At 42.8% G+C, this 25,308-nt stretch carries 26 protein-coding genes; 7 read left to right on the top strand and 19 right to left on the bottom strand.

The window, feature by feature from the left end; genetic code table 11:
• Window positions 1-96 precede the first annotated feature (96 nt).
• Entirely contained in the window at window positions 97-1,752 is a 1,656-nt protein-coding gene (locus KDM92_RS18855; protein ID WP_212683202.1) for a methyl-accepting chemotaxis protein, read from the top strand.
• Between the two features lie 155 nt (window positions 1,753-1,907).
• Here KDM92_RS18855 and KDM92_RS04555 read toward each other — a convergent pair whose 3' ends face one another.
• The 10 genes from KDM92_RS04555 to KDM92_RS04510 all read right to left on the bottom strand — a co-directional run bounded on the left by KDM92_RS04555 (window position 1,908) and on the right by KDM92_RS04510 (window position 11,638).
• Window positions 1,908-3,101 carry a M20 aminoacylase family protein gene (locus KDM92_RS04555; protein WP_212683201.1) on the bottom strand — a complete coding sequence of 398 codons (1,194 nt, stop codon included), beginning with the start codon at window positions 3,099-3,101 and terminating at the stop codon, window positions 1,908-1,910.
• A gap of 473 nt (window positions 3,102-3,574) precedes the next feature.
• Window positions 3,575-3,832 (bottom strand): BTH_I0359 family protein, encoded by a 258-nt coding sequence (locus KDM92_RS04550; protein WP_186891486.1) that lies wholly within the window; start codon window positions 3,830-3,832, stop codon window positions 3,575-3,577.
• Window positions 3,833-3,960: 128 nt separating this feature from the next.
• Window positions 3,961-4,362, bottom strand: coding sequence for a GTPase (locus tag KDM92_RS04545; protein WP_212683200.1), 402 nt, complete (start codon window positions 4,360-4,362; stop codon window positions 3,961-3,963).
• Entirely contained in the window at window positions 4,352-5,074 is a 723-nt protein-coding gene (locus KDM92_RS04540; RefSeq protein WP_189345363.1) for a response regulator, read from the bottom strand. The genes KDM92_RS04545 and KDM92_RS04540 overlap by 11 nt, the downstream gene beginning before the upstream one ends.
• 111 nt (window positions 5,075-5,185) lie before the next feature.
• Window positions 5,186-7,549 (bottom strand): sensor histidine kinase, encoded by a 2,364-nt coding sequence (locus KDM92_RS04535; protein ID WP_212683199.1) that lies wholly within the window; start codon window positions 7,547-7,549, stop codon window positions 5,186-5,188.
• Window positions 7,546-8,070, bottom strand: coding sequence for a DUF4390 domain-containing protein (locus tag KDM92_RS04530; RefSeq protein WP_230408168.1), 525 nt, complete (start codon window positions 8,068-8,070; stop codon window positions 7,546-7,548). The genes KDM92_RS04535 and KDM92_RS04530 overlap by 4 nt, the downstream gene beginning before the upstream one ends.
• Before the next feature lie 168 nt (window positions 8,071-8,238).
• On the bottom strand, window positions 8,239-9,561 hold the full coding sequence (rsmB, locus tag KDM92_RS04525) for a 16S rRNA (cytosine(967)-C(5))-methyltransferase RsmB (protein ID WP_212683415.1): 1,323 nt from the start codon (window positions 9,559-9,561) through the stop codon (window positions 8,239-8,241).
• A gap of 251 nt (window positions 9,562-9,812) precedes the next feature.
• The gene (locus tag KDM92_RS04520; RefSeq protein WP_212683198.1) at window positions 9,813-10,691 is read right to left on the bottom strand and encodes an alpha/beta hydrolase; all 879 of its coding nucleotides are present in this window, start codon (window positions 10,689-10,691) and stop codon (window positions 9,813-9,815) included.
• A gap of 4 nt (window positions 10,692-10,695) precedes the next feature.
• Window positions 10,696-11,034: a DUF1840 domain-containing protein gene (locus tag KDM92_RS04515; RefSeq protein WP_212683197.1), complete on the bottom strand. Its 339-nt coding sequence runs from the start codon at window positions 11,032-11,034 to the stop codon at window positions 10,696-10,698.
• A gap of 52 nt (window positions 11,035-11,086) precedes the next feature.
• Window positions 11,087-11,638 carry a hypothetical protein gene (locus KDM92_RS04510; RefSeq protein ID WP_212683196.1) on the bottom strand — a complete coding sequence of 184 codons (552 nt, stop codon included), beginning with the start codon at window positions 11,636-11,638 and terminating at the stop codon, window positions 11,087-11,089.
• 72 nt (window positions 11,639-11,710) lie between these two features.
• On the opposite strand from KDM92_RS04510, the gene KDM92_RS04505 reads away from it, so the two are divergent.
• The 4 genes from KDM92_RS04505 to KDM92_RS04490 all read left to right on the top strand — a co-directional run bounded on the left by KDM92_RS04505 (window position 11,711) and on the right by KDM92_RS04490 (window position 14,078).
• Complete coding sequence (locus KDM92_RS04505; protein WP_212683195.1) at window positions 11,711-11,884, top strand: hypothetical protein; 174 nt, start codon at window positions 11,711-11,713, stop codon at window positions 11,882-11,884.
• An 83-nt stretch (window positions 11,885-11,967) separates the two neighbouring features.
• Window positions 11,968-12,378: a hypothetical protein gene (locus KDM92_RS04500; protein ID WP_212683194.1), complete on the top strand. Its 411-nt coding sequence runs from the start codon at window positions 11,968-11,970 to the stop codon at window positions 12,376-12,378.
• Between the two features lies 1 nt (window position 12,379).
• Window positions 12,380-13,270 (top strand): sensor histidine kinase, encoded by an 891-nt coding sequence (locus KDM92_RS04495; protein ID WP_212683193.1) that lies wholly within the window; start codon window positions 12,380-12,382, stop codon window positions 13,268-13,270.
• Window positions 13,263-14,078 carry a LytR/AlgR family response regulator transcription factor gene (locus tag KDM92_RS04490; RefSeq protein ID WP_212683192.1) on the top strand — a complete coding sequence of 272 codons (816 nt, stop codon included), beginning with the start codon at window positions 13,263-13,265 and terminating at the stop codon, window positions 14,076-14,078. Before KDM92_RS04495 ends, KDM92_RS04490 begins: the two co-directional genes overlap by 8 nt.
• 311 nt (window positions 14,079-14,389) lie before the next feature.
• Here KDM92_RS04490 and KDM92_RS04485 read toward each other — a convergent pair whose 3' ends face one another.
• From KDM92_RS04485 to KDM92_RS04475, 3 genes are all read right to left on the bottom strand, one after another.
• Complete coding sequence (locus tag KDM92_RS04485) at window positions 14,390-15,175, bottom strand: 5'-methylthioadenosine/adenosylhomocysteine nucleosidase (protein ID WP_212683191.1); 786 nt, start codon at window positions 15,173-15,175, stop codon at window positions 14,390-14,392.
• A gap of 321 nt (window positions 15,176-15,496) precedes the next feature.
• Entirely contained in the window at window positions 15,497-16,726 is a 1,230-nt protein-coding gene (locus KDM92_RS04480; RefSeq protein WP_212683190.1) for a DUF3419 family protein, read from the bottom strand.
• Window positions 16,727-16,869: 143 nt separating this feature from the next.
• Complete coding sequence (locus tag KDM92_RS04475; RefSeq protein ID WP_212683189.1) at window positions 16,870-17,232, bottom strand: hypothetical protein; 363 nt, start codon at window positions 17,230-17,232, stop codon at window positions 16,870-16,872.
• Window positions 17,233-17,937: 705 nt separating this feature from the next.
• On the opposite strand from KDM92_RS04475, the gene putP reads away from it, so the two are divergent.
• Window positions 17,938-19,416, top strand: a complete 1,479-nt coding sequence (gene putP, locus KDM92_RS04470; RefSeq protein ID WP_212683188.1) for a sodium/proline symporter PutP — start codon at window positions 17,938-17,940, stop codon at window positions 19,414-19,416.
• Window positions 19,417-19,497: 81 nt separating this feature from the next.
• Here putP and KDM92_RS04465 read toward each other — a convergent pair whose 3' ends face one another.
• From KDM92_RS04465 to KDM92_RS04440, 6 genes are all read right to left on the bottom strand, one after another.
• On the bottom strand, window positions 19,498-19,752 hold the full coding sequence (locus tag KDM92_RS04465) for a hypothetical protein (protein WP_212683187.1): 255 nt from the start codon (window positions 19,750-19,752) through the stop codon (window positions 19,498-19,500).
• A gap of 46 nt (window positions 19,753-19,798) precedes the next feature.
• Window positions 19,799-20,329: an SRPBCC family protein gene (locus tag KDM92_RS04460; protein WP_212683186.1), complete on the bottom strand. Its 531-nt coding sequence runs from the start codon at window positions 20,327-20,329 to the stop codon at window positions 19,799-19,801.
• Window positions 20,330-20,390: 61 nt separating this feature from the next.
• The gene (gene glpK, locus KDM92_RS04455; protein WP_212683185.1) at window positions 20,391-21,860 is read right to left on the bottom strand and encodes a glycerol kinase GlpK; all 1,470 of its coding nucleotides are present in this window, start codon (window positions 21,858-21,860) and stop codon (window positions 20,391-20,393) included.
• A 24-nt stretch (window positions 21,861-21,884) separates the two neighbouring features.
• Window positions 21,885-22,409 (bottom strand): YgjP-like metallopeptidase domain-containing protein, encoded by a 525-nt coding sequence (locus KDM92_RS04450; protein ID WP_212683184.1) that lies wholly within the window; start codon window positions 22,407-22,409, stop codon window positions 21,885-21,887.
• A gap of 1 nt (window position 22,410) precedes the next feature.
• Window positions 22,411-23,316: an FKBP-type peptidyl-prolyl cis-trans isomerase gene (locus tag KDM92_RS18850; protein ID WP_212683183.1), complete on the bottom strand. Its 906-nt coding sequence runs from the start codon at window positions 23,314-23,316 to the stop codon at window positions 22,411-22,413.
• Between the two features lie 78 nt (window positions 23,317-23,394).
• On the bottom strand, window positions 23,395-23,652 hold the full coding sequence (locus KDM92_RS04440; RefSeq protein ID WP_189345379.1) for a hypothetical protein: 258 nt from the start codon (window positions 23,650-23,652) through the stop codon (window positions 23,395-23,397).
• A gap of 117 nt (window positions 23,653-23,769) precedes the next feature.
• Here KDM92_RS04440 and KDM92_RS04435 point away from each other — a divergent pair, with 117 nt between their 5' ends.
• Window positions 23,770-25,263, top strand: a complete 1,494-nt coding sequence (locus tag KDM92_RS04435; protein WP_212683182.1) for a CoA-acylating methylmalonate-semialdehyde dehydrogenase — start codon at window positions 23,770-23,772, stop codon at window positions 25,261-25,263.
• Window positions 25,264-25,308 lie beyond the last annotated feature (45 nt).

The following is a 25,308-nucleotide window of genomic DNA, read 5'->3' as shown; positions in this document are numbered from 1 at the left end:
TCTCTTTTTCACGAAATACGATTGTGCAGCTTGTTAGCTAAGGTCGGAAAACGATAGACGCCGACAGTTTTTTACAACATAAGTCGAGGTTTCTACATGAGTATCAAACGCAGAATTTGGGCCCTTCCTGTCATCGCGACCGTGATTTTTGGTGTTGGTATTGCAGCCAGTGTCTATTTTTCGACAACGGCGATGAAATCCATCAAAACGACGGAAACGATTGATTATCCGGTACTAGACCGATCAAAAAATATCCAAGCGGATGTTCAGGGCATTGTCGACGCACTCAAACAAGCCGTTGGTGAGGATGATAAGAAAGGTCTTGATGCTATTGCCGAGCGCGCGAAGAAAGTCAAAGAGAAATTTAAGAATCTCGCCAGCCTACCGGGTCAGCAAGCCTTAGGCGATCGCTTAGGAAAAGAATTTGATGCGTATTACACGCCAGCGATTTCGGTTGCCAAGATTATGCTCGGGGTCGATCAAGGTGATCCGCAAGCGGCGATTGGACAAATGCAATCCTCATTAAAAGTGCTAGAAGACGATTTAAAGAAAACTGTTGATACAGCACAAGCGCAGTTCACTGCCGGCGTTGATCGTAGTGCAGATAATGTGAGCCGTGTATTATGGACAGTGATTATTGCCGGTTTGATCGTGATTCTAGTACTTGGTGTTGTCTCCTACTTCATCATTCGTACCGTATGGGCGCAATTAGGTGGCGAGCCAGAATACGCACAAGAGATTGCTTCTGCTGTGGCGTCTGGCGATTTGACCATGCATATTGAGGTCGAACGAGGCGACACAAGCAGCTTGTTGGCGGCACTCGCTGAAATGCAAAGCCGTTTGCAAAACATGGTTTCTGAAATTAAGACTTCAGCCGAAACGATCAAAGTAGCAAGTGCAGAAATCGCCTCGGGCAATACAGATTTGTCCTCTCGTACTGAATCACAAGCCAGCAGCTTAGAAGAAACGTCTAGCTCAATGGAAACCATGACCGAAACGGTTAAACAAAATGCGGACAATGCCCGTCAAGCAAACAAAATGGTGCAAACCGCGTCAGAAGTGGCGGTGAAGGGTGGTGATGTAGTTAGCCAAGTCGTCACAACAATGGATGACATTAATCAATCGTCTAAGAAAATCGTCGACATTATTAGCGTGATCGATGGCATTGCATTCCAAACCAATATTTTGGCCTTGAATGCAGCGGTTGAGGCAGCTCGGGCAGGTGAACAAGGTCGTGGTTTTGCGGTGGTTGCGTCCGAGGTTCGCAGTCTGGCACAACGTAGCGCGGCAGCGGCAAAAGAAATCAAAACCTTGATTGGTGACTCAGTTGATAAAGTTGCGACCGGCTCTACTCTAGTCGATCAGGCAGGCCAGACCATGGAAGAAATTGTTGCGTCTGTTCGCCGCGTCAGTGACATTATGTCGGAAATTACCGCAGCAAGTCAGGAACAAAGTACCGGCATTCAAGAGATTGGTTCCGCAATTAATCAAATGGATGAAATGACGCAGCAAAATGCAGCATTGGTTGAAGAAGCTGCGGCGGCTGCAGAGTCATTGGAAGAACAAGCGGATTTGTTAACCAAAGCTTTGGACGTCTTCAAATTGAATAACATACACAGCTCGGCCAAACCAGCCAGTCGTGCCGCACCAGTCAAATCAAGCAGCAAAGCGTCGCCAGTCAGAATCGCCGCGACACCGTCATCAAGCAATACCAAAACGGAAAAAGCAAACGATGATTGGGAAGAGTTTTAAATTGAACTACTAGCACTTCTAGCCAAAAAAGCCAGCGTATCTCTATTGAATACGCTGGCTTTTTTATTGAAAATTTTATGGAGAAATTTAAAGTGCACGTCCCTCAACAAGGACAAGCTTAAACTTCTATACAACTGAGCTTGAGCAATACGATTTTATTTAGCTTTCAAAAATGCTTGTGTCAAAGCGACCCAATAACTCGCGCCAATTGGTAACAAGTCATCATTAAAATCATAACTTGGATTATGTAGATTGCATGGTCCTAAACCGTGACCAGCGCTGCGATGATCGCCCGTACCATTTCCTAAGAACACATAACAGCCAGGCTTGGCTTGCAACATGTAGGCGAAATCTTCTGCCCCCATCGTCGCTTCGACTTGGGTCTCGACATGATCACTACCTACCAAGTCGCGCATTACCTGTATCGCAAATTCGGTTTCATTCACATGATTGATTAATGGCGGATAGTTGCGCTGAAACTTGAATTCTATTTGTGCATCAAAAGCCTCTGCCGTTGATCTTGTGATGGTCTCCATGCGCCGTTCAATTAAATCGAGTGCATCAGTGCTAAAGGTTCTGACGGTGCCTATTAATTTAGCCTCATCAGGAATCACATTGGTCGCGCTACCCGAATGAATCTGGGTTAAAGATAATACGGCGGGTTCTAAAGGATTGACATTACGGCTAACGATGGTTTGCCAACTTTGCGCAATTTGGACTGCGATCATGACTGGATCAATGCCTTTTTGCGGTTGTGCTGCGTGAGCGCCTTTTCCAATTACAGTCACTTCAAACTCGTTGGAAGAAGCCATCATCCCGCCTGTCTTCACAGCGAATTGACCAGCCGCAATTCCTGGCCAATTATGCATACCAAATACCGCATCCATCGGGCATTTCGTAAACAAGCCATCTTCAATCATACGACGTGCACCGCCACCGCCTTCTTCAGCTGGCTGGAAAATCACATAAACCGTGCCATCAAAATCGCCAGCTTGCTGTAAATAACGCGCAGCGCCCAACAGCATCGCCGTATGTCCATCATGACCGCATGCGTGCATTTTTCCTGGATGTTTTGATGTATGAGAAAACTGATTGATCTCTTGCATAGGCAAGGCATCCATATCCGCACGCAAACCCAAAGCACGCGAGCTAGAACCGCGCTGAATCACGCCGACCACACCAGTGCCAGCCATACCGCGAATCACAGGAATTCCCCATTCCTCAAGCTTTTGCGCAACCACATCAGCTGTGCGAAATTCTTCAAAACACAATTCAGGATGTGCATGGATATCTCGCCGAATTGCTTGGATTTCTTGTTGGAATTGTAGAATAGGGTCAAATAGTTTCATGCTTTTCTCCAGACTGCTTTTATGCGAATACAGAGCTAAAGTGTAAAGCATTTCCCTTAAAAACAATGCGGCTTAAGATGGATGACATCAAGGAAGTAGCAAGGCGCGGAAAATTGGGCGATAGAAGCGGCGGTAGAAACAAATAGAAATGCGAAAGCCAAGATGCTAGATGAAAGATAAAGAAAATAGACAGAAAATTAAAAACAATTAAAGAAAATAGCTGAATGAACAATAAAAATTCAAGATATATATTTGGTTTATATCTGGTATACGAAAAATCAAGCAGACTTATTTGCTGCACTGCGATAAAGTAACTCCTGTCTCCTCCAACACCTCCTAAAGGTTTGGACTTAACCCGCAGCCTAGGCTAGCGGGTTTTTTTTCGCCGCAACAAGTTACGATTCAATTAAGCAAAAGAAAACAGCGCTAATTTTTCAATTAGCGCTGTTGATTATTCGAGAAGAAATGGGATTTTAGTGCAGCAAAACAGCCTGTCCCATATAGGAGTCAAATTTAGCAAGAAACTCGTCAATTTCTTCTATGCTAGGCTCATTTGAAATCAATTCTTGTACATCGTGACGGAAGGTCTCGGCCTGAATCCCACCAATAAAGCATTCACGGCGCACGGATTTATCGGTAATTTCGTATCCACCAAAACGTAATACTTCATGATCTGTTTGTGCACCAAACTCGACCACGCTGTATTGGTCGCTGTTATAAATAATATTCATTTTGTTCTTCCTCGCTGGTATTTATCTCTATTCAAGAACAAACCAAGGTGCTTTTGATCGATTTTTGGAGGCTAGACGAAGCTGCCTCCGTATGAATAGTTACGGCAAGGAAATGGCTGAACTTTAGCTCAAAGTATTATTTCATTTTCGCGCTGCAAAATGCTCGCGTAAGTTGGGCTTGATAAGGAAGTATTAAGTGCGGGTAAATGTTCTGCATCGTTCATAGCGATAAACAAATGACTAAGCCCTTGGCGCAATAAGCGATTTAAGGTCACACGCATGGCAATCTGGCCGATACAACAAAAACAGCCTGGTGCGATCCGTTCCAATTTGATGTTTGATGATGCTTGCAAAGACATTGAACCCGTTGGCAATCCTTCTAGCAATACACCATATTTTTGATACTCTGCAGCAGATTGAGCGCAGAGTTTTTGTAGCGCGGTAGTTATCCAAGCTTCCCGCTCAGAATAACTACCTCCAGCAACAATGGTTAACTTGGTTAGCTTAGTTGACTCAAGCTTACTCGCCACGCTTACCATATTTCACAGATTCAACGCCCAGTTGCTTCAATTTACGATACAAATGGGTACGCTCTAAGCCGGTTTTTTCAGCTACGCGAGTCATGCTTCCGCCTTCGCGATGCAGATGGTATTCAAAATAAATTCGTTCAAATGCATCACGCGCTTCGCGTAAAGGCAAATCAAAAGATAAATTATTAAATGAATGTTGATGGTTCTGCAGCATGTGATTTCCCATTGAGAAATCACGATTTTCATAGTTGGCTGGTGTCGCTGAAAACTGTGTAGTAGCAACGACATTCGAGGTCGTTTCCGATACATTGACGCGTGCAACAGGCACCACTGGACGTGGTACTTCAATATTTCTGGTCAATCCTTGCTGTACCGCTTTTAATAACTTTTGCAGGGCAATTGGTTTTTCTAAGAAATTGAGCGCGCCAATACGGGTCGCTTCAACCGCAGTATCAATCGTCGCGTGACCCGACATCATAATAACTGGCATCGTCAATAAACCATCACGCTGCCACTCTTTTAGCAAAGTCACGCCATCGGTATCAGGCATCCAAATATCTAACAAAACCAAGTCAGGGCGCGATTGCGCTCTTGCTTCGCGAGCTTGTTGTGCATTTTCTGCTAATTGAACGACGTGTCCCTCATCGCCCAAAATTTCCGAGAGTAGCTCTCGAATTCCCATTTCGTCATCGACGACTAATATGTTTGCCATAAATCTACCCTAAACCCTACTCCGCTATATTTACGTGATGTCATTCTTCTCTAAGGAAGCTCTTGAACTATTTTTGACCTTAGTTTTATCTTGATGAGATCAAACCTCGCATCATACTAAGGTATTTACATCTGGTGCTAACTTTAACAGCAAAATCGAAACTTTGGCACCGTTTGAATCAGTTCGATTTTGAATATCGATCTTACCGCCATGTTCATCGACAATTTTTTTCACCATCGCCAAACCTAAACCTGTACCGCGCGGTTTAGAAGTGGCATAGGGCTCAAACGCACGAGCCAATATTTTATTGGAAAACCCCGGTCCATTATCGATCACTGACAAACGTACAGCGACTCGCTCTGTCTTATCAGCGCTAATGTAATGAACGATTTCAGCAATCACATCGATACGAGGAATCTGTCCAGATTTTGCATTTTCACTCACCGCATCCTGCGCATTTTGCAGCAAGTTATGTATGACTTGGCGAATCTGAGTCGCATCACCCATGATTAAAGGCAAATCATTCGCGATTTGTAAGTGAATAATATCGCGTCCATCACCTGATAAGTATAAATGCAAAACATCATCAATTAAGGCAGATAAATTAATCTTCGACAAAACTGCTTGCGGTATTTTGGCGTAATCACGGAAATCATCTACCATCCGCTTCATCGAGGTCACTTGATTGACGATGGTGGTCGTACTTTTACTCAAAAATTGTGCATCGAGCTCGTTCAATTTATCCACCAATTTCATTTGCAAACGTTCTGCTGACAACTGAATTGGCGTTAAGGGGTTTTTGATTTCATGCGCTAATCGACGCGCTACCTCACCCCACGCAATCGAGCGTTGCGCTGAAATAATGTTCGTAATATCGTCGAAAACAATCACATAACCTACGCCGGAATTAACTGGTAGATGTGAGCCGCGCGCTAATAAGGTAACGCCTTTTTCTTCTTCGCTATTGGCGACTAATTTATCGGCTTCATTAATCCCTTCAAAAATCGAACTAGGCAATTCGATTTGTTGTTGCCAATGTTCTTGCTCAGGACCGCCAGCTGATTGCGCATGTTGTTCTGAAAATGCTTTATCAATTGCTGCCGCAAATACTTGCAGTCCTTGAATCTGCGATAAAGGTTTACCGATTTCTTTATCCAAGGCGCGTCGTAAAATTCGCTCAACGGAATGATTACAACTCACCAGACAAGCATTTTGATCTAACACCATCACACCGGCAGACATACTACCTAACACCGACTCTAAGTAAGCCTTGGCGTTTTCAAGTTCATTACGATTTTTTTCTACCGCGGATCTGGCTTCAAATAATTGATGCGTCATCGTATTAAACGACTGCGTCAAACTACCTAATTCATCTGAAGTGGTAGTGATAGGGCGGGGCGACAAATTACCTTCTGCGACCGCTTTGGTACCTTCAGCCAATAATAATAACGGTCGAGCTAGTTCACCAGAGATAAAAAATGCAGCGGTAATAGCTCCAAAAATCGCGAACAGGAGCAGCAAAGTTAAGGTGACTAAATACATATTTTTCAAACCATTACGGCTTGAAGATCGCTCTCGATGTTCTGCAATCGCGTTGGTAAATACTTTTGCTTGCGTATCTAGTAATTCGGGAACCGCTTGAATGACTTGTAGATAGTTTCGTTCTTTTTGAAAGCGAGAATCAATACCCGAAGATTGCAGAGGAATAATCACCCGCAAAAATTCTTGATTGCTGTTTTCGGTATTAGTATGTTGATGTGCTTCTGTGAACAAATTACGGGTTGCGTCTTCGCCAGCATGGTCTACATGACTACTAAATTGCGAATACTTACCTTCGGCACGCACCGTTTGTATCATTCCTGCGGTGGGTAACTCCGGCACCAATACACCTGGGTTTTCGTTGGATGTCGCAATCACACGACCACGGTGACTTACGATGGTGGCTTCCTTCACCTGCATTTGTTCCCGCAAACGAGATAAGCGGATAGGCAAAGAAGATGACATCGAACTATCAGCGATATCAGCAAGTTGATTCGCCATACTGCGTGCCTTACCTTCGAGATCTTTTAAGGTGTAATCTAAAGCCGTATGCCCTAAGTTCACACCAGAATTTAGCAAGGGATCAAGCTTAACGATAAACCACGAATCAATCGAACGAGTAACGAATTGCACTGAGACCAGATAAATCAAAGAGCCCGGCAAAATCCCCGTCAACGCAAATAGAATCACCAATCGCGTCATGATCCGCGAGCCAAATTCGCGTTGACGATAACGGCGTATCAATTGCCACAGCAAGGTGGTTACCATTGCTAACAAACCACAAGCAACCACCGCATTCGCCATTAATAGCAAAGGCAGATTTTCATTGATTGCACGAAAACGACTTGAGTTTTCTGTCGCTGTCATCAAGATGAACAACAAGACGCTCATCAGAACGCCGCCAATCACCAAACCTTGCCGCAAAAATCTTGTCACTTGTCGTCAGCCTTGAACGTAAATCGTTTCCACTCAGAGGCCAAACGCCAATCACTATTGCTAAACGAAGTTATTAACATGGGTTTTGATAATTGATTGCTGTCCAGCTTAAGACGCACTGCAACATTGTAGGTAGCACTCGGGTTTAGCGCTTTTTTATCAGCTACTAGCCAGCGCCGTGGACGCCACACTAAAGCCATCGCTTCTTCTAAGCTAGCAAAATTCTGTTTTAAACCACCATTCACCGCGGCAGTATATTGGCGTCGCCACAAATCATATTGGATTCTGACTGTCTGCGAAGAACGTATTGTTTTTTCATCGAACCAATACCAACGTGGTCGATTGATTTCAACTTCGGCCGTAAATGAAACTGGAATCCCTTCGTTGATCGCATTCTTTAAATCCGATCCCAATTCAAAAGAGAATGAGACAAAAACGCGATAGCCTTCATCAGTGCTTTCCAGTTTCGCATTCATTACTTCAACGTCAGCGGCTTGAACATAGGCGGACGAAAACAGCATGGGCGCGAAACACATCAGCGCCCATGCAAGAAATATTGATCTCGAAATGTGGATCAAGCCTTTGAACATGTGAAAACCAGAAATTCCCAAACCAAACTAAGTAGTACAATAAATAGTAAATTATTAAAACTCAACAAGTCTTATTGACATCATAACTTGAAACAAGTTTCAAACTTCTGGTTTTTGAAACAAGGCGTAAAACAAACCATCGTGTTCGTTGTTGATTTCTGACGTTGGTAGTAACTGTCCAGGCGTATCCAAGCGAATTGCCGAGTGCCTTTGTGCAAATGCTTTTGCTTGATTTTCTGATTCAATCGGCCAAATTGAACAGGTCGCTAGTAATAACTTTCCACCTGGTTTTAGCATACGCCATAAGTTATCCAAAATACGACTCGAAGTGACTGCCAATTGTGCCGCATCGGTTTTACGACGTAACCAACGTATGTCAGGATGACGACGCACAACGCCCGAAGCGGTGCAAGGCACATCAGCCAAAATTCGATCAAATTGTTGACCATCCCACCAATTCGACCAACTCGCATCACCTTCTTTGATGGTGGCAAACAATTGGAGGCGCGCCAAGTTTTCATGTATTTTGTCTAAACGCTTAACATCAACGTCAAGTGCCAATAAATCGACTTTTGCCAATTCCAAAATATGTCCGGTCTTTCCACCGGGTGCGGCACATGCGTCTAATACTTTATGACCATCTTGTAGATCCAACAAAGGCGCAGCCAATTGCGCAGCGGCGTCTTGCACCGACACCATGCCTTGGGCAAACCCTGGAATATTTTGTACCGGCATCGCTTTATGTAAGCGAATCGCAACAGGGCCAATTTGACTTGCCTCGATCTGCCCTTGTTTAAGCAATTCCAAATAATGTTCAACCGAACTCATTCTTTGATTGACACGCAAGGTCATTGGCGGCGGCGTACTAGCGGCATTTAAAATCGCTTGCCAATCTTGTGGATAGGCGGCTTTGCATTGGTCGACCCACCATTGAGGATAATTCCAACGTGCTGCAGCTTGTTTCACGACGATCGGTAATAGTTCATTTTTCTCGCGCAAAAATCGACGCAGAACTGCATTAACCATGCCTTTAGCAAAAATCATATTAGGTGAAGAAGCTGCCGCATTAACAGCTTGATCAACCACAATAAAATCATCGTAAGGCGCTTCTTCAATATCTTCTGTGACGAGTAAGCTCAAAGCACAGCACAACAGTCCATAAAGTACCGGTGGTTCTGGTGCTTTTGAAGTCATTAAAGAAATCAAAGCATCAACACGACCAATTTGTCGCATAGTGCGATAAGAGATATCTTGAATCGCGCCACGTGCTTGTGGGCTAGCATCTGTTTGTGTAAAAACTCGCGATAATGCCTGCGGTAAAGCGATGCCCTCTAAAACATAAGCAACGGCTTGTGCAGCACCGACCAAACTAAATGCCAAGGAATCTGACTTAATCTGCAAAGTTTCTGGCTCAACCTGCATTGGCTTTGTTGACTGAATTGGTTTCGTCGACTTGCTTGCAGTTTTTGACTGAATGGGTTCTTTATTAAGCTGCGCTTGCGATGCTTTGCGAGTTGGACGCGTTAATATTTTTCTGCTCGGTTCTACCATAAGAATTCCATTATTCTTTGCTTATTTAAATTCGATTGTATTCAGTGATTTCATCGACGAATCTTAGCGTCTTCGTAGTTACTGTTGATTGCTTTTGATTACTGTCGGTGACGTGGACTGACTTAAACTAATCCTTCATCTGGGATGAAATTTTGTTGATCCAACCAGATTCGTACATCTTCAAATACTGTTAATGCTTCTAATTCATTAAAAACTTCGTGATAAAAACCGGGATAAATTTTTGTTTGTAAAAGATGGCCATTTGCTGAAGCTTGCAGTTTTGCTTGAAAATTTTTTGCTCCTTGCGGATTGACGACGACATCGCCATCTGCAATCAATAGCAGGCTTGGAATTTTTAATGCAGTCGCATGATCTTTCACGTACTGCATCGTAGTTAGCATGCTTTGAAACAAACTCGCACTGATTCTGGCATGGACTAAGGGGTCATTTTGATAAGCTGCAACGACCTCACTGTCATGCGATAAATAACGTCCATTGGTACCATGCCCAACCGCTAAATGCGGAACAACAACGCGGCTAACTTTAAATAAACATTTTTCTAACCAACTAGTATGAACCGAGAAGGCTGGTGAAGACAAAATCAAACCACTTAAGGGTGTTAATCCTTCCAATGCAAATCGGGTTGCGAACAAACCACCCATGCTGTGTGCCAATATCAGTGGCGCTTGAGTTAATTGTTTGGAAAAGTCATGAATGACTAATCGCATATCACGTAAGATTGCATCAGCATCGGGAATATCACCACGAGCTCCAGCAGATTGGCCGTGCCCACGAAGATCAAAACTTCTTACCTTAAAACCTAAAGCATTAAAAAATCTGGCGACATGTACATAGCGACCAGAGTGTTCACCAAGACCATGCATGATCACGATTCCAGGTGCATGTTCAGAATGCTCTAAAGGCCAATCACGGATAAACAGAGAAGTACCGTCAACAGCGTCTAAAAAAAATTCATTGGTATGTTCTACATGCGCGGTCATCGCTTTATATTCCCCACAAAACATCCGTTTGTTTTTTATTTGCGGCTTTGAGCATTTCTAATATGGGATAAAGACGCGCTGATAAGCTAACGAAATCGCGTTTCTTTCTTTTTTCAAATTCATCTAAATCTTCTTCGTCTTCCAACTGCATTTTTTCTTGTTGTAGACGTTGTTGTTTGTCTGCTTCGATTAATTGTTCAATTTGCTGTATCGCATTTTCACTTTCAGCTGCAGTAATCACGCCACGATCGACATTTTTATTCAACATCTCTAATACCGAGGCGATATGTTCTTTATACATAATCACTTCAGCCGCTGCTTTTGATTTAAAAGTAACTAGCATGATAATTTTTCAAAATAAATTTTGTCGATAAGAGTAAATCAGAATCTACGCTTCAATTGAGTTTGATCGAGTCAAAAAACATATCCGCAATATCGGGGGTAAAAGATTTTTCTTCCCCCATCATCACAATTTGCATAATCCAAGGGCCATGCTGAGTAAAGCGAGCCACCATCTTGATCGCTTGTCCATTTTGTTTCTTGCCGATCGCGGTAATCGTGTTTTTGGGACTCGAATGATGACTAGAATTAGCGCCAGATGAAGCACTTGCCTGAACTATTGTGCCCTGAATATTTTTCAACATCCCTGCTTGCATAGCACTCAAAGCACGTTGCTGCTGTTGTGCTTGTAAACTTTTATCATTGTTTTCAATTTTTGCATAGGCGATCGCAAAGCTGAGTTGATTCACATCAGCGGCTGTCATATGTAATTTGACTTTGATTCCATCAAGTTCTATGTCTCGGCTATGTGTTGCTGGTTTTCCTGGAAAAGTAGCGATAAATGGCGCGTCTGTGTTTCTAATTTCACGCCAATCAAATTTAGGTGTACAGGCGGTAATACCAAGCGCTATCAAGATGATAGAAAACGACTTGAGTAAGTTATTCATACATTTTTTCCTACATATTTTTTGAGCAATATTTATAAGATAGAAATTTAAAAATTTTTATCAAATAATCGAATGGACTCCATTGTAGGTCATGTATCGCTTGAACTGACATTCAAATTCATCTCTTCAAGATTTTATCCAGTCATTGCGCTGATTTACTTGGCGCTTACTTGGCATTTGCTTGCCATTTATCCGCTCAATTTACCGTTGATCTATAGCTTTGCACGCTTAATCGCAGAAGCATAGAACGGTTTTTTTTCTATTGCTATTGTGTAGTCATAGCAGGAACCGAAAGCGGTAAATCAAATACCAACAATGAGGAGAACAACATGAATGCACAAAATTTAGAAACACAAGCCAATTCATCGACAACAGAGTTGATAGTGCTTGAAAACGCTTCATCCGAATATGCAGAAAAATCGACTAACTCAGGAGCAGAAAACATGAACACAAATACTAAAAACCCAGTGCTTGATTTTGTTTTAAACGTGGCAGAAACAGCTAAATATGTTTGGCAACGTTATGCAGAATGGATTATCGATGTCTCTTGGGGAAAATTATTGCTGGCTAGTTTATTGACATTGATTGTCGGTGGTTTGTTATCTATCCAATCCTTCGCAAATTGGCTTGTCATTGGTTCTTTATTACTGAAGTGTTTTATTGGCAAAGAAGATCAAGTGCAAACTAACACAACCGAAACACATAAGCCGGCAGAACAAAAGCCTGATGAGGAGAGCTAACATGAAAACGGATGATAAGAATAAAGTACTTTTGTTCATGCTGGATTTGATAGAGACAGGCAAAGTATTTTGGTGGAAGTTTTTTGATTGGCTAGCCGTCATTTCATGGAGCTACCTCATCTTTGTCTCCTTCTTAGCAATGATCATTGGTGCGATCTTAGGCTTAGGCGGATTTATACCTCTGTTAGCTTTTGTATCAATCATGATTAAAAGTTTGGCAGGCGGCAAACGTAAGGCGGAGTTAGTGGCGACTGATGCGGTGACACGTGCTGATGTTGAAGCTTTAGAGCGTCGTGTTTTAGAAGCCGAAATGGCGACTTTGCAAGCGCAGATTGAACCACATTTTTTATTTAATACCTTGGCTTTGATTGGCCAATTGATAGAAACGGATCCGCATCAAGCGTCGATTGTTCATCATCACTTAATTAAATATTTACGTGCCGCTTTACCGCAAATTCGCGAACAAGGTGGTGGCAAACTAGGACAACAATTAGAACTGTCACGCGCTTACTTGAATATCATGCAAGCACGTATGCAAGAACGTTTGACTTATCAAATCGAATGCCCAGCTGCATTAGAGCATGTCGCATTTCCATCGATGATGATACAAACTTTGGTTGAAAATGCGATTAAACATGGATTAGAACCGAAAACTGATGGCGGTCACATTCGGATTATTGCGCGTCAAGGTGAAGGGGAAATTCAAGTTGAGGTTAGTGATAACGGTATTGGTTTCGATTTACATGCGGACGATGGAATTGGTTTAAGCAATATTCGTGAACGTTTAAAAGTTTTATATGGTTTGAAAGCGAGTTTAGTGATCGAGATTCCTGAAACCGGTGGCGCTAAATTGACATTACATATTCCAGAAACAAACAATGAACATGCATAAAATCACAGCAATGATCGTGGATGATGAAGCCCCAATGCGGGCACATCTACGTAGCAAATTAAATCAAATTTGGCCTGAACTCAGCATTATTGCAGAAGCACAAAATGGTATTGTGGCGATAGAAGAAGCAGAAAAATTGCAACCACAAATTATTTTTTTAGATATTCGTATGCCAGGAAAAAATGGTATCGAAGCAGCAGCTCAGTTAGCGCAAAATGCGATGCTTATTTTTGTTACTGCTTATGATGAATATGCAATTCAGGCGTTTGAACGCGGTGCGATGGATTATCTATTAAAGCCTATCGATGTAGAACGTTTGCAGCAAACTTGTCAGCGCTTGCAACAAAGAATTGCAGAAAAAAATACTAGTCAGTTAGTTCTATCAAACAGCGATCAAGATCAAATAAAAAAGCAAGAATATCAATCAAAACAAGTAGAACAATTATTGACACAATTAATGCAGCAACAAGCACAACAAAAAGAATATTTGCGTTGGATACAAGCCAGTGTTGGCAGTAGTTTGCGCATGATTAGTACCAAAGAAATTATATTTTTTAAATCGGATGAAAAATACACTTTGGTACAAACAGAACAAGCAGAATTTTTGATTCGTAAAACCTTAAAAGAATTGGAAGATGAATTAGATCCTAAAGAATTTTGGCGTATTCATCGATCAACACTAGTCAGAGTCAGTGCGATTGCGGAAGTTACGCGTGATTTCCGTGGTCGACAAATGCTAGGTTTGAAAGGATGTTCCGAAAAACTCGAAGTGAGCCGCAATCATACCCATTTATTTCAACAAATGTGAATTATTTAAGCAGTTTTTTTGAGACGAAAAAAGTGTCCTTTTTCTTTTAATTGAATAAGTTTATATATATGAATAGTAGTAGTTGTTAACGTTGAAGTATTTTGTGGATAAGCGAAGTTAACCATGCAAAATCAAAGCGCTACAGAAAATATAAGTAGGCGGAAAATCTTTGTATGATAGCTCAACAAAATTTGTATAGGTTTTTGTGCTTGAACAAGTAAGTGAGTTTTACACAAAATCTCCAACACTTATACACAGCCTTATCCACAAAAAATATTTTTCTTATTGTTGTTTTTGTTGGAAATAGTGTCTTAGTCAATTTGTATTTTTCGATTTTCAAAATAATTCTTTAGAATTTCTAAGCTATACGGTGCGGCAACGTTTTTTACAAAACTAAGAAAGTCGACATCTGCCGTTTCATCCGCGCCATCAGATATAGTGCGTAAAATCGCAAACGGTAAGTTTTGTTCATTACAAACTTGCGCTATCGCTGCACCTTCCATTTCTACCGCCAATAAATCTGGTAAGGCTTGTTTTAACTCGCTTAACACATGGCTATCGTGAATAAATTGATCACCACTAGCAATTAATCCTGTACGTGTTTTTACCGTTTGCAGTTGAAACTCTTCAATTTGGCTTGCAGAGAAATGTGTCGGCATCGTTTGTATAAATTGGCTGGTCGCATTTTGCAGTGCTTTTTGCAGATTTTGATCTACAAGAAAGCGTGATTTTCCCGTTAAAGGAATTTCAAAACGTGGAAATAACGGTGAAGCATTCATATCGTGCTGTAGTAAGGCATTAGCGATGACGATATCGCCGACCTTTAAGCTTGGATCAGCAGCACCAGCAACCCCACTTAAAATCAATTGTGTCACGCCAAAATGATGGATTAAGAGGTTCGTAGTACTTGCTGCGGCTACTTTTCCTATACCTGCCAGTACCATGACTATCGGATGTCCGCAAAACTCGCCTTGTATGAACTCACGTTTAGCGATGTGGTGGATTTTTTTATTGCTGATGAAGTTTTGTAATCCTTCTTGTTCTTCACGCATAGCAAAGATGAGACCAGTGGTGTTGGGTTTAATAGAAATAGACATGCTTGGTAAAAATGATTGGGTGAGAGTAGGCAGCTTTGTTTTGTATACATAAGGTATATATATACATAGTAATAGTAGTTAACGTTGGCAAATTTTGTGGATAAGCGCGTTTACTGAATTGAAATCAAGGATTTAGCGCAAGGATAAAGACTAGGACAATGCTTGTACAGAAAAAGAATAGTTTCTGCATAAGATTTAGGCTGTGGAAAGCATCTGTGGTTTTGCACATAAGCTCCTCAAGATATGCAAAGACTTATCCACAGATTTTTGGCGTATTTTGGTGTTAAGTGAGTATGAATTTTTGTAAATAATCAATTGGTTTTATTTTTTTTCAAACACAAATAGGGAGCCATATAGTGCGCAACGATCTTTGCTTTGTAATTCTTGATTCCTAAGAGGATTGGTTTGCCAATGCGATTCTGTCGATTGAAAGACACGTTGTGGAAGTGGTAATTGCGTGCCTAAACTACGAATAAGCACTTTGGCACCCGGCGCAGCGCAACGATTAATTTCTTGCCATAACGAGTTGATATCGTTCGGATGTAAATAATCGAGGTGATCTTGTAAGACGAAGGCGTCGATCGAATCAGCATGTTGCTGTTGTAGAAAATCGATTAGGCGACTTTGTTGAGGATGTATCCGATGTGCGTATTGGCGTAGATGTGGAAAGACCTCCTTTTGTAAATACAGAGGTAGGCTTTGTTGTTGTGTGATTTGGTAAGTTTGGCCTAGTACTTGCTGTGCAAAATGGTTATCGTGAAGCGCAAAATCACAAAATAGGCGACGTAATCTTTGTATCAAAATTTGTGAAACTTCGTCTTGATTGGCGTTTTTGAGGCGACTGATTTGGTTTTGCTTAAAGCCCAATCGATGTAATACGAAGCGATGACGCATTAAGAACAGAAAGTAAGGATTCTGTAATGCTGGCAAAATATCTTGCTCAAAAATACGATTTTGCTGTTCTAGATTTTGTGCTTGTTGCAGCTTGTCAAAACGAGCCCCGAGCTTGGTTAATAAAAATCGTAGAGAACGTAGGCTATGATTGTAGTAGCCATGTTCTTGTAAATTTTGGCTAAAGGCATAGTAGCGTGGACGACCTAGTAGATTGCGCTGTTGCCAATAACGACTCGCCTGATCGGATAAATTGGCGCGCAAATGGCGTTGATAACGTTTTAGATTATCACTTTGTTTTGGCGAGGCCAGAAATTTCAATACAGCGTCATAATCTGGCAAATGCATTAAGGCTTTTGCTTTAATCTCAAGCAGGGCTAATTGGGCTGGATTGTTATCTACGCAGTGCACCGCTGCGGGTTTGGTGCTGAGATAAGCCAAAGCATGACAAGCTCCGGCGGCAATGGTCACGATATTCGTCGCGGGCTTGAGCGCCAAAGCTTCTAAATCGATATGGCTATCGGCCCAAGTTTGCGATTGGATTAACTTGTTTTGCGGTTTAGCTTCAGGAAAAAACTGTTTCACCGAGAAAAAATCAAGAATCGAATTTTTGAAAACAGAACTTAGTGTTTTATTCTGAAAATAGGTTTTCGTATTCATGATGGGCACCTGAAGTTGGGCTAGAGTTGAGCTAGAAATAAAATTAGGACTTACTCTAGGCTGATCAGGTGACAGGCTTATGACAATTATTTTTTATCTATCGAGGATTAATAATTTTTGTTTTTGCTAATTGCCTGTGTTGGTCAAAGTTGACCACAGCTTACAGCTATCGGTGGTGGCGACAATTCTGGTTTTTCTCCTGCTTTTGGATGTCTTACGCAGTAAGTTCCGTAGGGCGTTTTGATTTTACTTACAGGTCGACCATCGTAAGCAAATTTCTTCTCAACAATTACACCCTCGCGTTGAATTTGCGCCGCATCGGCGATGGCATTTGAGAATTTTTTCATTGCTTCGCTACTGCTTTTACTATTTGGCCTAAAGTTTTTCTCTTGTTTTAAAAAATCTTCTTTTAAGCTTAGGCTTAATTCACGGATATTTTTTTCTAGCGGAATTGCTGCTGTTGTGTTCGTTACTTCTGAGCTTGGGTCAGGTACTTCTATTTGCATCTCAGATTTGCTAGCGGTTGATATTGCGTTTGATTCTTGAATCTCGTTTTTGTGATTGATTCGAATTGTTGGTGCAGTCTTGTTTATTTTTGAGGCTTTCGCTTGCTGGATTGATTCAGCGGATCCTTGTATAGATTGGCGCGTAGGTATCGCACTTAAAAATAGGACTTTGTGTGAGTACTTTGGATTTTGGTTAGATGTTACTGTCCTTAAGAACAACAAAATTATTGCTATGTGCATTAGCAAAATAAGGCAAAGGCTTAGGTATCGGTATAAACGATGCTTGGATATTCCGCCTTGGATAGCTTGAGTTTGTTGGAAATACATCAAATAGGGATTTAATAATTTAGATTAGGGCAAACTATTTTCGTACGACGATTGGCGGAATTTAACACGCCTAGCTTGTATCAATTCATTTACTTTAATCACTTTTTCAAAATAAGTAGGTACTTTTTTGCCTTTTTTTAGAACAATAATTGCTAATTTTGGGCTGTGATGAGACTTTGTATTTACTTCTATTTTTGTCATAAATGATTAGGAACCGCACGATCAAATTAGGGTCTGAATAAACCCGCAATTTGATGATGATTTGACGATGTTCTGCGCTTGTGAGAACAGTGGGCTTGAGCGATACTGCGGGCTTGCTTATCCGCGTGTTTGGATAAATACAAAATAATTACACTTAAAAAGAAAGGCAATACGGAGATGGATTTTAGTAACCCAACCAGCATCACCTTCATTATCTATATCCTCGCGATGTTAGGGATAGGATTCGCCGCTTGGCGTTTTACGAATAATTTATCCGATTACATTTTAGGTGGCCGCAGTTTGGGTGCTTTTGTCACGGCGATGAGTGCTGGTGCATCGGACATGAGTGGCTGGTTGCTGATGGGCTTGCCGGGCGCTTTGTATTTCTCGGGGGTTTCAGAAAGTTGGATTGCGATTGGTTTGACTTTAGGCGCTTGGTTTAACTGGCATTTGGTCGCAGGTCGTTTGCGTGTGTATACCGAATTGACGAACAATGCGTTGACTTTGCCTGATTATTTTACGCACCGATTTGAGGATAGCAGCAAGTTATTACGGATTATTTCTGCGATTGTTATTTTGGTGTTTTTCACGATTTACTGCGCTTCTGGCATGGTGGCGGGTGCGCGCTTATTCCAAGAAACTTTTGGCATGAGTTATAACGTATCTTTGTGGGCCGGTGCTGCAGCGACGATTATTTATGTGTTTATCGGTGGTTTCTTGGCAGTGAGCTGGACCGATACAGTGCAAGCGACTTTGATGATTTTTGCTTTATTATTGGCACCAGTGATGGTGATTATGCATGTGGGTGGTTTTAGTGAAGCGATCACCGTGATCCAAAACATCAACCCTAAATACACCGATTTATTTAGCGGTACTTCCTTGATCGGCATTATTTCTTTGTTGGCTTGGGGTTTGGGTTATATGGGACAGCCACATATCTTGGCGCGTTTTATGGCGGCGGAAAATTTTGGCACGATTAAGAATGCACGTCGTATCGGCATGACTTGGATGATTTTGTGCTTGGGTGGTGCGATTGCAGTCGGTTTCTTTGGTATCGCTTACTTCGCTATGCATCCAGAACAAGCTGGTGCGGTGACTGCAAACAAGGAAACGGTGTTTATCTCTTTATCGCAAATTTTGTTTAATCCTTGGATTGCCGGTATTTTGTTATCCGCAATTTTGGCAGCGGTGATGAGTACTTTGTCTTGTCAGCTTTTGGTGTGTTCATCTGCTTTGACAGAAGACTTTTACAAACCTTTCTTCCGTCCAAATGCCTCACAAACCGAATTGGTGTGGTTTGGTCGCATGATGGTGTTAGTGGTTGCGGTGATTGCGATTTCGATTGCGGCAAATCCAACTAGTAGTGTATTAAGTTTGGTTAGTAATGCTTGGGCAGGTTTTGGTGCAGCGTTTGGCCCAGTGGTCTTGTTGTCCTTGATTTGGCCTAAGATGAACCGCAACGGTGCTTTAGCGGGCATGTTTGTCGGTGCCTTGACGGTATTGGTGTGGGGCGAGTTCAAATGGTTTGGCTTATACGAACTGGTGCCAGGATTCTTCTTTGGTTGTGCTGCGGTGTGGTTAGGCAGTCAGTTTGGCGCACCAGCATCAGAAAAAATGAAAGCAGCGTTTTCAAGTATGCGCGCGCAAATTAGCTGATTTAGGTTGATTGAATCAAGAAGTAAAAAGGGCGGTAAGGTGAAAACTTTACCGCCCTTAATTATTTATAAATGGTTTATTTTATAGAGTCCAAATAGTCATAATTGGATAAACAATTGCTGGGATTAAACCTAAACAAAAAGCAATAATGTCACCGGTCATATATGGTTTTTTTTTACTAAATTGAGTCTTCCAAAAAGTCTGGGACCATCCAGCTAGCCCCAAAATAATAATTATTGTTGGCAAGTACATTTTTTCCTCAATTTGTTCTAAGCCATAAATTAGAAAAAATGCCCAACTAAAAAGTGGATGAAAAATACGAAGAAGTGTATTCATTGATTTTGAATAAATGTAGCAGTAAAGGTACTTTATATTCCAATATTTACTTTTTTTCTGCCACAGTTTTCAAATTCTTCAAGCCATCTTCAAAATCTGGCCCGACCATCTTATCCATAAATGGCGCAAATAATTTCATCATAAAATTGCCTTCGCTACTGCCGACCATAGACCAAGTGACTTTGGTGGAAGACCCTTCAGGTTCTAAAGTCAATGCACCGTTAGATGGTTTTCCCATTCCTTCAAAATGTAATTCATAGTTGACGACTTGGTTGGCGGCGACGGTGGTCAGTTTCATGCCACCATTGCCTTGGCTTTCACTTTTCCAATCCCATGCTGCGCCAGCACCACTTTCTGGACCTGAAAAGACGATCGCCATGTTGGGATCGCGTTGATTCCAGACTGACCATTTTTTCCATTCTTTTGGGCTGGCAATTAAAGGATAGATTTTTTCTGGACGAGCTTGAATCTCAATGCTGCGGATCACGCCATAATGATTAGGCATTAGGTAGGCAAGGGCAATGATGAAACCAATCAGGCACAAGAGAGCAATTAGCATGCGTTTGAGGATTTTCATCGCAATCTCATCCTTTTTTTCTAAATGATATAAGCCATTGATTGTGCTTGATGGCGAGACTTCAAAGCAAGCGATTCACTGCATTCTTCCATGCTTGTAGTCGACTTGTGGCTTGCATCTGACTAATTTGTGGCAAAAAGCGCGCTTGTTCTTTCCATAGTGCAGCACATTCTTCTGCTGAGTTGTAGATACCTGTTTGTAATCCCGCTAGATACGCTACACCGAGCGCTGTTGTCTCAATTATTTTGGGACGGATGACAGGAATGCCAAGCAGATCTGCTTGAAATTGTAAGAGCGCATCGTTACTTGCGGCACCGCCATCAACCCGTAGTTCGACAATTGGAACGGGACTATCTTTTTGCATCGCCAGTAGTAACTCGGCGGTTTGAAACGCAATCGCTTCGATCGCAGCGCGGGCGATATGTGCAGCCGTACTGCCGCGGTGTAAGCCGAAGATGGCACCACGTGCATTGGCGTCCCAATAAGGTGCGCCCAAACCGGCAAAAGCGGGAACGAAGATTACGCCATCGCTGTCGCTAACACTACTTGCTAATGCAGCGATACGCTGTGCGCTAGGCGCGAGCTGTAACTGATCTCGTAGCCACTGCACCACAGCGCCACCGATAAAGACGCTGCCTTCTAACGCATATTGTGGATGTTGATTGGTTTGGCAAGCGGTAGTGCTGATTAAACCATGTTGAGATTGACTGCAAAACGCACCGGTTTGCAATAAGCTGAAACAGCCTGTGCCATAGGTATTTTTTGCCATACCAGAGTGAAAGCATGCTTGCCCAAACAGCGCAGATTGTTGATCACCTGCGATGCCAGCAATTGGGATTGCACTGCCAAACAAATGGCTGACACCAAAATCATGACTGGATGGATGGACTTCAGGCAAAAGCTGTCGGGGGATATCAAATAGATCCAATAATTCGGTATCCCATTGTTGGGTATGAATATTCCATAACATGGTGCGTGAAGCATTGGTGACATCTGTGACATGGCGGGTCTGTCCGCTGAGTTGGTAAGCTAGCCAACTATCGACGGTGCCAAAGGCAAGTTCACCGCGATCAGCCAGTGTGCGCGCTTCTGGCACGTGGCGCAGAATCCATGCGATTTTGCTGGCAGAGAAATACGGATCAAGCAGCAAGCCCGTTTTTTCTTGTATGGTTTTGCCATAGCCTTGTTGCTTTAATTCTTCGCACCAAGCTGCTGTGCGTCGATCTTGCCAGACGATGGCGCGGCAAATTGGTAGGCCTGTTTTGCGATGCCAAACAACGGTAGTCTCACGTTGATTCGTAATGCCGATCGCAGCAATGTCTTGTGCTTTGATATGGGATTGTTTGAGCACTTGATGGATGGTGGCGAGTTGGCTCTGCCAGATTTCCATTGCGTCATGTTCTACCCATCCAGTGAGTGGAAAATATTGGGTAAATTCTTGTTGTGCTGAGGCGACCAGATTGCCAAGATGATCGAAAAGAATAGAGCGCGAACTGGAAGTACCTTGGTCAAGTGCGAGTAAGTAAGCCATGTTTGCGCTCCTATTGATGGTCGTTCAACTGCTCCAGACTTCACCACCAAAAATATCGATTTGGGTTAGATATAGACGGCAATCAAGTTCATATTGATGATAGTTCGGTTCCATATAAGTACAAAGCTGATAGAAGGCTTTGTCATGCGCCTTTTCTTTGAGATGCGCGAGTTCATGGACTGCAATCATTTTGAGAAATTCTTCCGGCACAGTTTTGAATAAACTAGCGATGCGAATTTCATTTTTGGTTTTGAGTTTACTACCTTGTACACGCGATACATAGGTGTGTGTGCCAAGCGCGTTTTTGATCACATGCAATTTGTTGTCGTACACGACTTTGCTGATTTGATCGCCGTTGCGTAGTGCGGCGTTTTTTATATCTTGGACGTATTGATACAGTGCTTTATCAGTGCGAATCGCGTGGGTTTGCGGATACTTTTTGTGTAAATGTTGTGCTAACTGATTGTTCGCGATTAACTGCCTAACCTGTGCTTGTAAGTGCTCAGGATAGGCGGTTAAATAAGTTAATTTGTTTGATTCAGTATTCACCTTATTTTTTCGCTGGGCTGACTTTTAAAAGTCGTACGTCGAATATCAAATCTGAATTCGCTGGAATCAAACCATTACCGACCTCGCGTGCACCATAGGCAAGGGCTGCTGGAATAATTAAGGTGCGCTTACCGCCAACTTTCATACCTTGTACACCAAGATCCCAGCCACGAATAACTTCACCACCGTTGATGGTAAAACTAAATGGCTCGCGCTTGACTGAGCTATCAAATTCTTTGCCTTTTTGCCCTTTGGCTTTAGGGTCGCGCAACCAACCGGTGTAGTGTACCGTGACGGTGTTGCCGCTTTTGGCTTCATCACCTTTGCCTAATTTGCTGTCGATTTTTTCGATTTCTGGCATTTTGATGACATCGAGTAATTCGATATCGAAAATCAAATCGGCGTCTGGTGGAATTACTCCTTTACCTGCACCACGTGAACCGTAAGCGAGTGTGGAAGGAATCATCAACGTACGTTTGCCACCAACCTTCATACCGGGCACGCCTTGTTCCCAGCCGCGAATCACACGACCTTCACCAAGATTGAAACTAAATGGTGCGCGTCCGACCGAGCTATCAAAAGCTTTGCCGCGCTGATTTTCCGCTTGTGGATCACGCAGCCAGCCAGAGTAATGTACGATGACTGTTTTACCGACGACGGCCTCGATACCTGTGCCAACAACCGTATCGATTTTTTCCAAAACAGGTACTGCTACTGGTGTACTAACTTCTTGACTAACAGCGGCATTGCTGGCGCTGGTTGCAGTCGCACTTGCTACACTTTCTTGCTGCGTTTTTTGTTCAACTTTCTGCTCCGCTTTTTGTTCTGTCTTTTGTTCCTGTGCATGTACGGGATGAATGCAAACGGTGGTTGCGAGAGCGATGCTAATCAAGAGTGGTGATTTCATAAGCTTGATATCCTTTGGATCTTGGTAAATTATTGTAATGGTGTATTGGCCTTTAGCCGCTTGCGTATAAGCCTTGATCTAAGAACGTTTTAGTTTGGCTTCAAACGCCATATCTAATTTGCTGGCCTTACGTGGTGCTTCTTTATTGAGGCTGTTAACGAAGCGAACGAATTCATCGATTTCTAAAGGGGCGCATAATTTTTCTTGGGTTTCTGGATCATGTCCAAGTACCAGATAGAAATGCCCGCTGGCGGTGGAAACCATAGAGTAGGCTGCATTGTTGCTACGCTGTTGTAGTCGTAGAACTGCATTACTCGCTTTGGTGGAACGTGCCATGAAAACCTTCAAGTGAAATCGTAGAAGAAGACGCAGAAATTGCGCCGCAAACTGGTATCGCTAAGCTGCAACATGATAATCTAGTCGCTGGCTTTAGAGAATAGCAGAAGGGTAATCATGTCGATCATTTCACATTACATCAATGGCACCATCGTCAACCCAACAAATGCGCGTAGTCAAACCGTGTTGAATCCAGCGACTGGCGCGGAAGTCGCACAGGTCGCGTTAGCCGATCAACCTTTAGTTGATCAAGCAGTAGCGGCGGCGAATGCGGCATGGCCAGTATGGTCAGAGACAGCACCTCTGCGGCGCGCACGCGTGATGTTTAAGTTCAAAGAATTGCTGGATCAAAATCAAGAGAAAATTGCTGCGCTCATTACGCGTGAGCACGGTAAGATTTTTTCGGATGCGATGGGTGAAGTGACCCGTGGTATTGAAGTTGTTGAATTTGCTTGTGGTTTGCCGCAACTGTTAAAAACACAGTATTCAGACAATATCGGTGGCGGCATTGATCACTGGAATATCCGTCAATCGCTTGGTGTGACGGTCGGCATCACACCATTTAATTTTCCGTTTATGGTACCGATGTGGATGGCGCCACTTGCCATTGCTTGTGGCAATAGTTTTATTCTTAAACCGTCGGAGCGTGATCCCTCAGCTTCCTTACTGATCGCAGATTTGCTGCAACAAGCAGGTTTGCCAGATGGTGTTTTCAATGTAGTGCAGGGCGATAAAGTCGCAGTTGATGCCTTGTTGGCACATCCTGATGTTGCTGCGATTTCATTTGTGGGATCGACGCCGATTGCGCAGTACATTCATAGCGAAGCGAGTCGTTTAGGAAAGCGCGTACAAGCTTTAGGCGGAGCAAAAAATCATTTGGTGGTGATGCCTGACGCAAATCTAGATCAAGCGGTAGACGCATTAATGGGAGCCGCCTACGGTTCAGCAGGCGAGCGTTGTATGGCAATCTCAGTTGCAGTAGCGGTTGGTGAAATCGCCGACGCCTTGGTAGCGAAATTAAAGCCTCGAGTGCGGGCTTTAAAAGTAGGCGATGGAATGACAGCACAGGTTGAAATGGGCCCGGTAATTAGTGCAGCACATAAGGCGAAGATTGAGAGCATGATCGCCAGCGGCGTGGCGCAAGGAGCGCAGCTCGTAGTTGATGGTCGTGGATTACAAGTGACAGGTCATGAGCAAGGCTTCTTCATTGGAGGCAGTCTATTCGATCATGTGCATGAGGGTATGCAGATTCATCGCGAAGAAATTTTTGGACCGGTGTTATGCGTAGTTCGTGTCCCTGATTTCAGTGCGGCACTTGATCTAATTAACCGTCACGAGTTTGGTAATGGCGTGTCCTTATTCACAGCTGATGGCAATACCGCGCGAGAATTTTCTCGTCGAGTACAGGTTGGTATGGTCGGAATTAATGTACCTATTCCGGTACCGATGGCATGGCACTCATTTGGAGGTTGGAAGCGTTCTTTGTTTGGCGATATGCACGCCTATGGCGAAGAAGGAATTCGCTTCTATACGCGCTATAAATCAGTAATGCAGCGGTGGCCGGACAGCATTGTGAAAGGAGCGGAGTTCACGATGCCTGTAGCGAAATAGTGAGTCGATACGTAAGTGATTTAAAAAGCCAGAGCCGCGAATATC

It is taken from the genome of Affinundibacterium baiyunense (genome assembly GCF_018139645.1).
Lineage (GTDB): Bacteria > Pseudomonadota > Gammaproteobacteria > Burkholderiales > Burkholderiaceae_D > Undibacterium > Undibacterium baiyunense.
This window is presented reverse-complemented; position numbering and strand designations above follow the sequence as displayed.

Excerpts from the sequence above, each read along its gene's own strand:
- KDM92_RS18855 (WP_212683202.1), top strand. The coding sequence starts at position 97 with ATGAGTATCAAACGCAGAATTTGGGCCCTTCCTGTCATCGCGACCGTG.
- KDM92_RS04555 (WP_212683201.1), bottom strand. The coding sequence starts at position 3,101 with ATGAAACTATTTGACCCTATTCTACAATTCCAACAAGAAATCCAAGCA.
- KDM92_RS04550 (WP_186891486.1), bottom strand. The coding sequence starts at position 3,832 with ATGAATATTATTTATAACAGCGACCAATACAGCGTGGTCGAGTTTGGT.
- KDM92_RS04540 (WP_189345363.1), bottom strand. The coding sequence starts at position 5,074 with ATGGCAAACATATTAGTCGTCGATGACGAAATGGGAATTCGAGAGCTA.
- KDM92_RS04530 (WP_230408168.1), bottom strand. The coding sequence starts at position 8,070 with ATGCTGTTTTCGTCCGCCTATGTTCAAGCCGCTGACGTTGAAGTAATG.
- rsmB (WP_212683415.1), bottom strand. The coding sequence starts at position 9,561 with ATGCAGGTTGAGCCAGAAACTTTGCAGATTAAGTCAGATTCCTTGGCA.
- KDM92_RS04520 (WP_212683198.1), bottom strand. The coding sequence starts at position 10,691 with ATGACCGCGCATGTAGAACATACCAATGAATTTTTTTTAGACGCTGTT.
- KDM92_RS04515 (WP_212683197.1), bottom strand. The coding sequence starts at position 11,034 with ATGCTAGTTACTTTTAAATCAAAAGCAGCGGCTGAAGTGATTATGTAT.
- KDM92_RS04510 (WP_212683196.1), bottom strand. The coding sequence starts at position 11,638 with ATGAATAACTTACTCAAGTCGTTTTCTATCATCTTGATAGCGCTTGGT.
- KDM92_RS04505 (WP_212683195.1), top strand. The coding sequence starts at position 11,711 with ATGGACTCCATTGTAGGTCATGTATCGCTTGAACTGACATTCAAATTC.
- KDM92_RS04500 (WP_212683194.1), top strand. The coding sequence starts at position 11,968 with ATGAATGCACAAAATTTAGAAACACAAGCCAATTCATCGACAACAGAG.
- KDM92_RS04495 (WP_212683193.1), top strand. The coding sequence starts at position 12,380 with ATGAAAACGGATGATAAGAATAAAGTACTTTTGTTCATGCTGGATTTG.
- KDM92_RS04490 (WP_212683192.1), top strand. The coding sequence starts at position 13,263 with ATGCATAAAATCACAGCAATGATCGTGGATGATGAAGCCCCAATGCGG.
- KDM92_RS04485 (WP_212683191.1), bottom strand. The coding sequence starts at position 15,175 with ATGTCTATTTCTATTAAACCCAACACCACTGGTCTCATCTTTGCTATG.
- KDM92_RS04480 (WP_212683190.1), bottom strand. The coding sequence starts at position 16,726 with ATGAATACGAAAACCTATTTTCAGAATAAAACACTAAGTTCTGTTTTC.
- KDM92_RS04475 (WP_212683189.1), bottom strand. The coding sequence starts at position 17,232 with ATGCAAATAGAAGTACCTGACCCAAGCTCAGAAGTAACGAACACAACA.
- putP (WP_212683188.1), top strand. The coding sequence starts at position 17,938 with ATGGATTTTAGTAACCCAACCAGCATCACCTTCATTATCTATATCCTC.
- KDM92_RS04465 (WP_212683187.1), bottom strand. The coding sequence starts at position 19,752 with ATGAATACACTTCTTCGTATTTTTCATCCACTTTTTAGTTGGGCATTT.
- KDM92_RS04460 (WP_212683186.1), bottom strand. The coding sequence starts at position 20,329 with ATGAAAATCCTCAAACGCATGCTAATTGCTCTCTTGTGCCTGATTGGT.
- glpK (WP_212683185.1), bottom strand. The coding sequence starts at position 21,860 with ATGGCTTACTTACTCGCACTTGACCAAGGTACTTCCAGTTCGCGCTCT.
- KDM92_RS18850 (WP_212683183.1), bottom strand. The coding sequence starts at position 23,316 with ATGAAATCACCACTCTTGATTAGCATCGCTCTCGCAACCACCGTTTGC.
- KDM92_RS04440 (WP_189345379.1), bottom strand. The coding sequence starts at position 23,652 with ATGGCACGTTCCACCAAAGCGAGTAATGCAGTTCTACGACTACAACAG.
- KDM92_RS04435 (WP_212683182.1), top strand. The coding sequence starts at position 23,770 with ATGTCGATCATTTCACATTACATCAATGGCACCATCGTCAACCCAACA.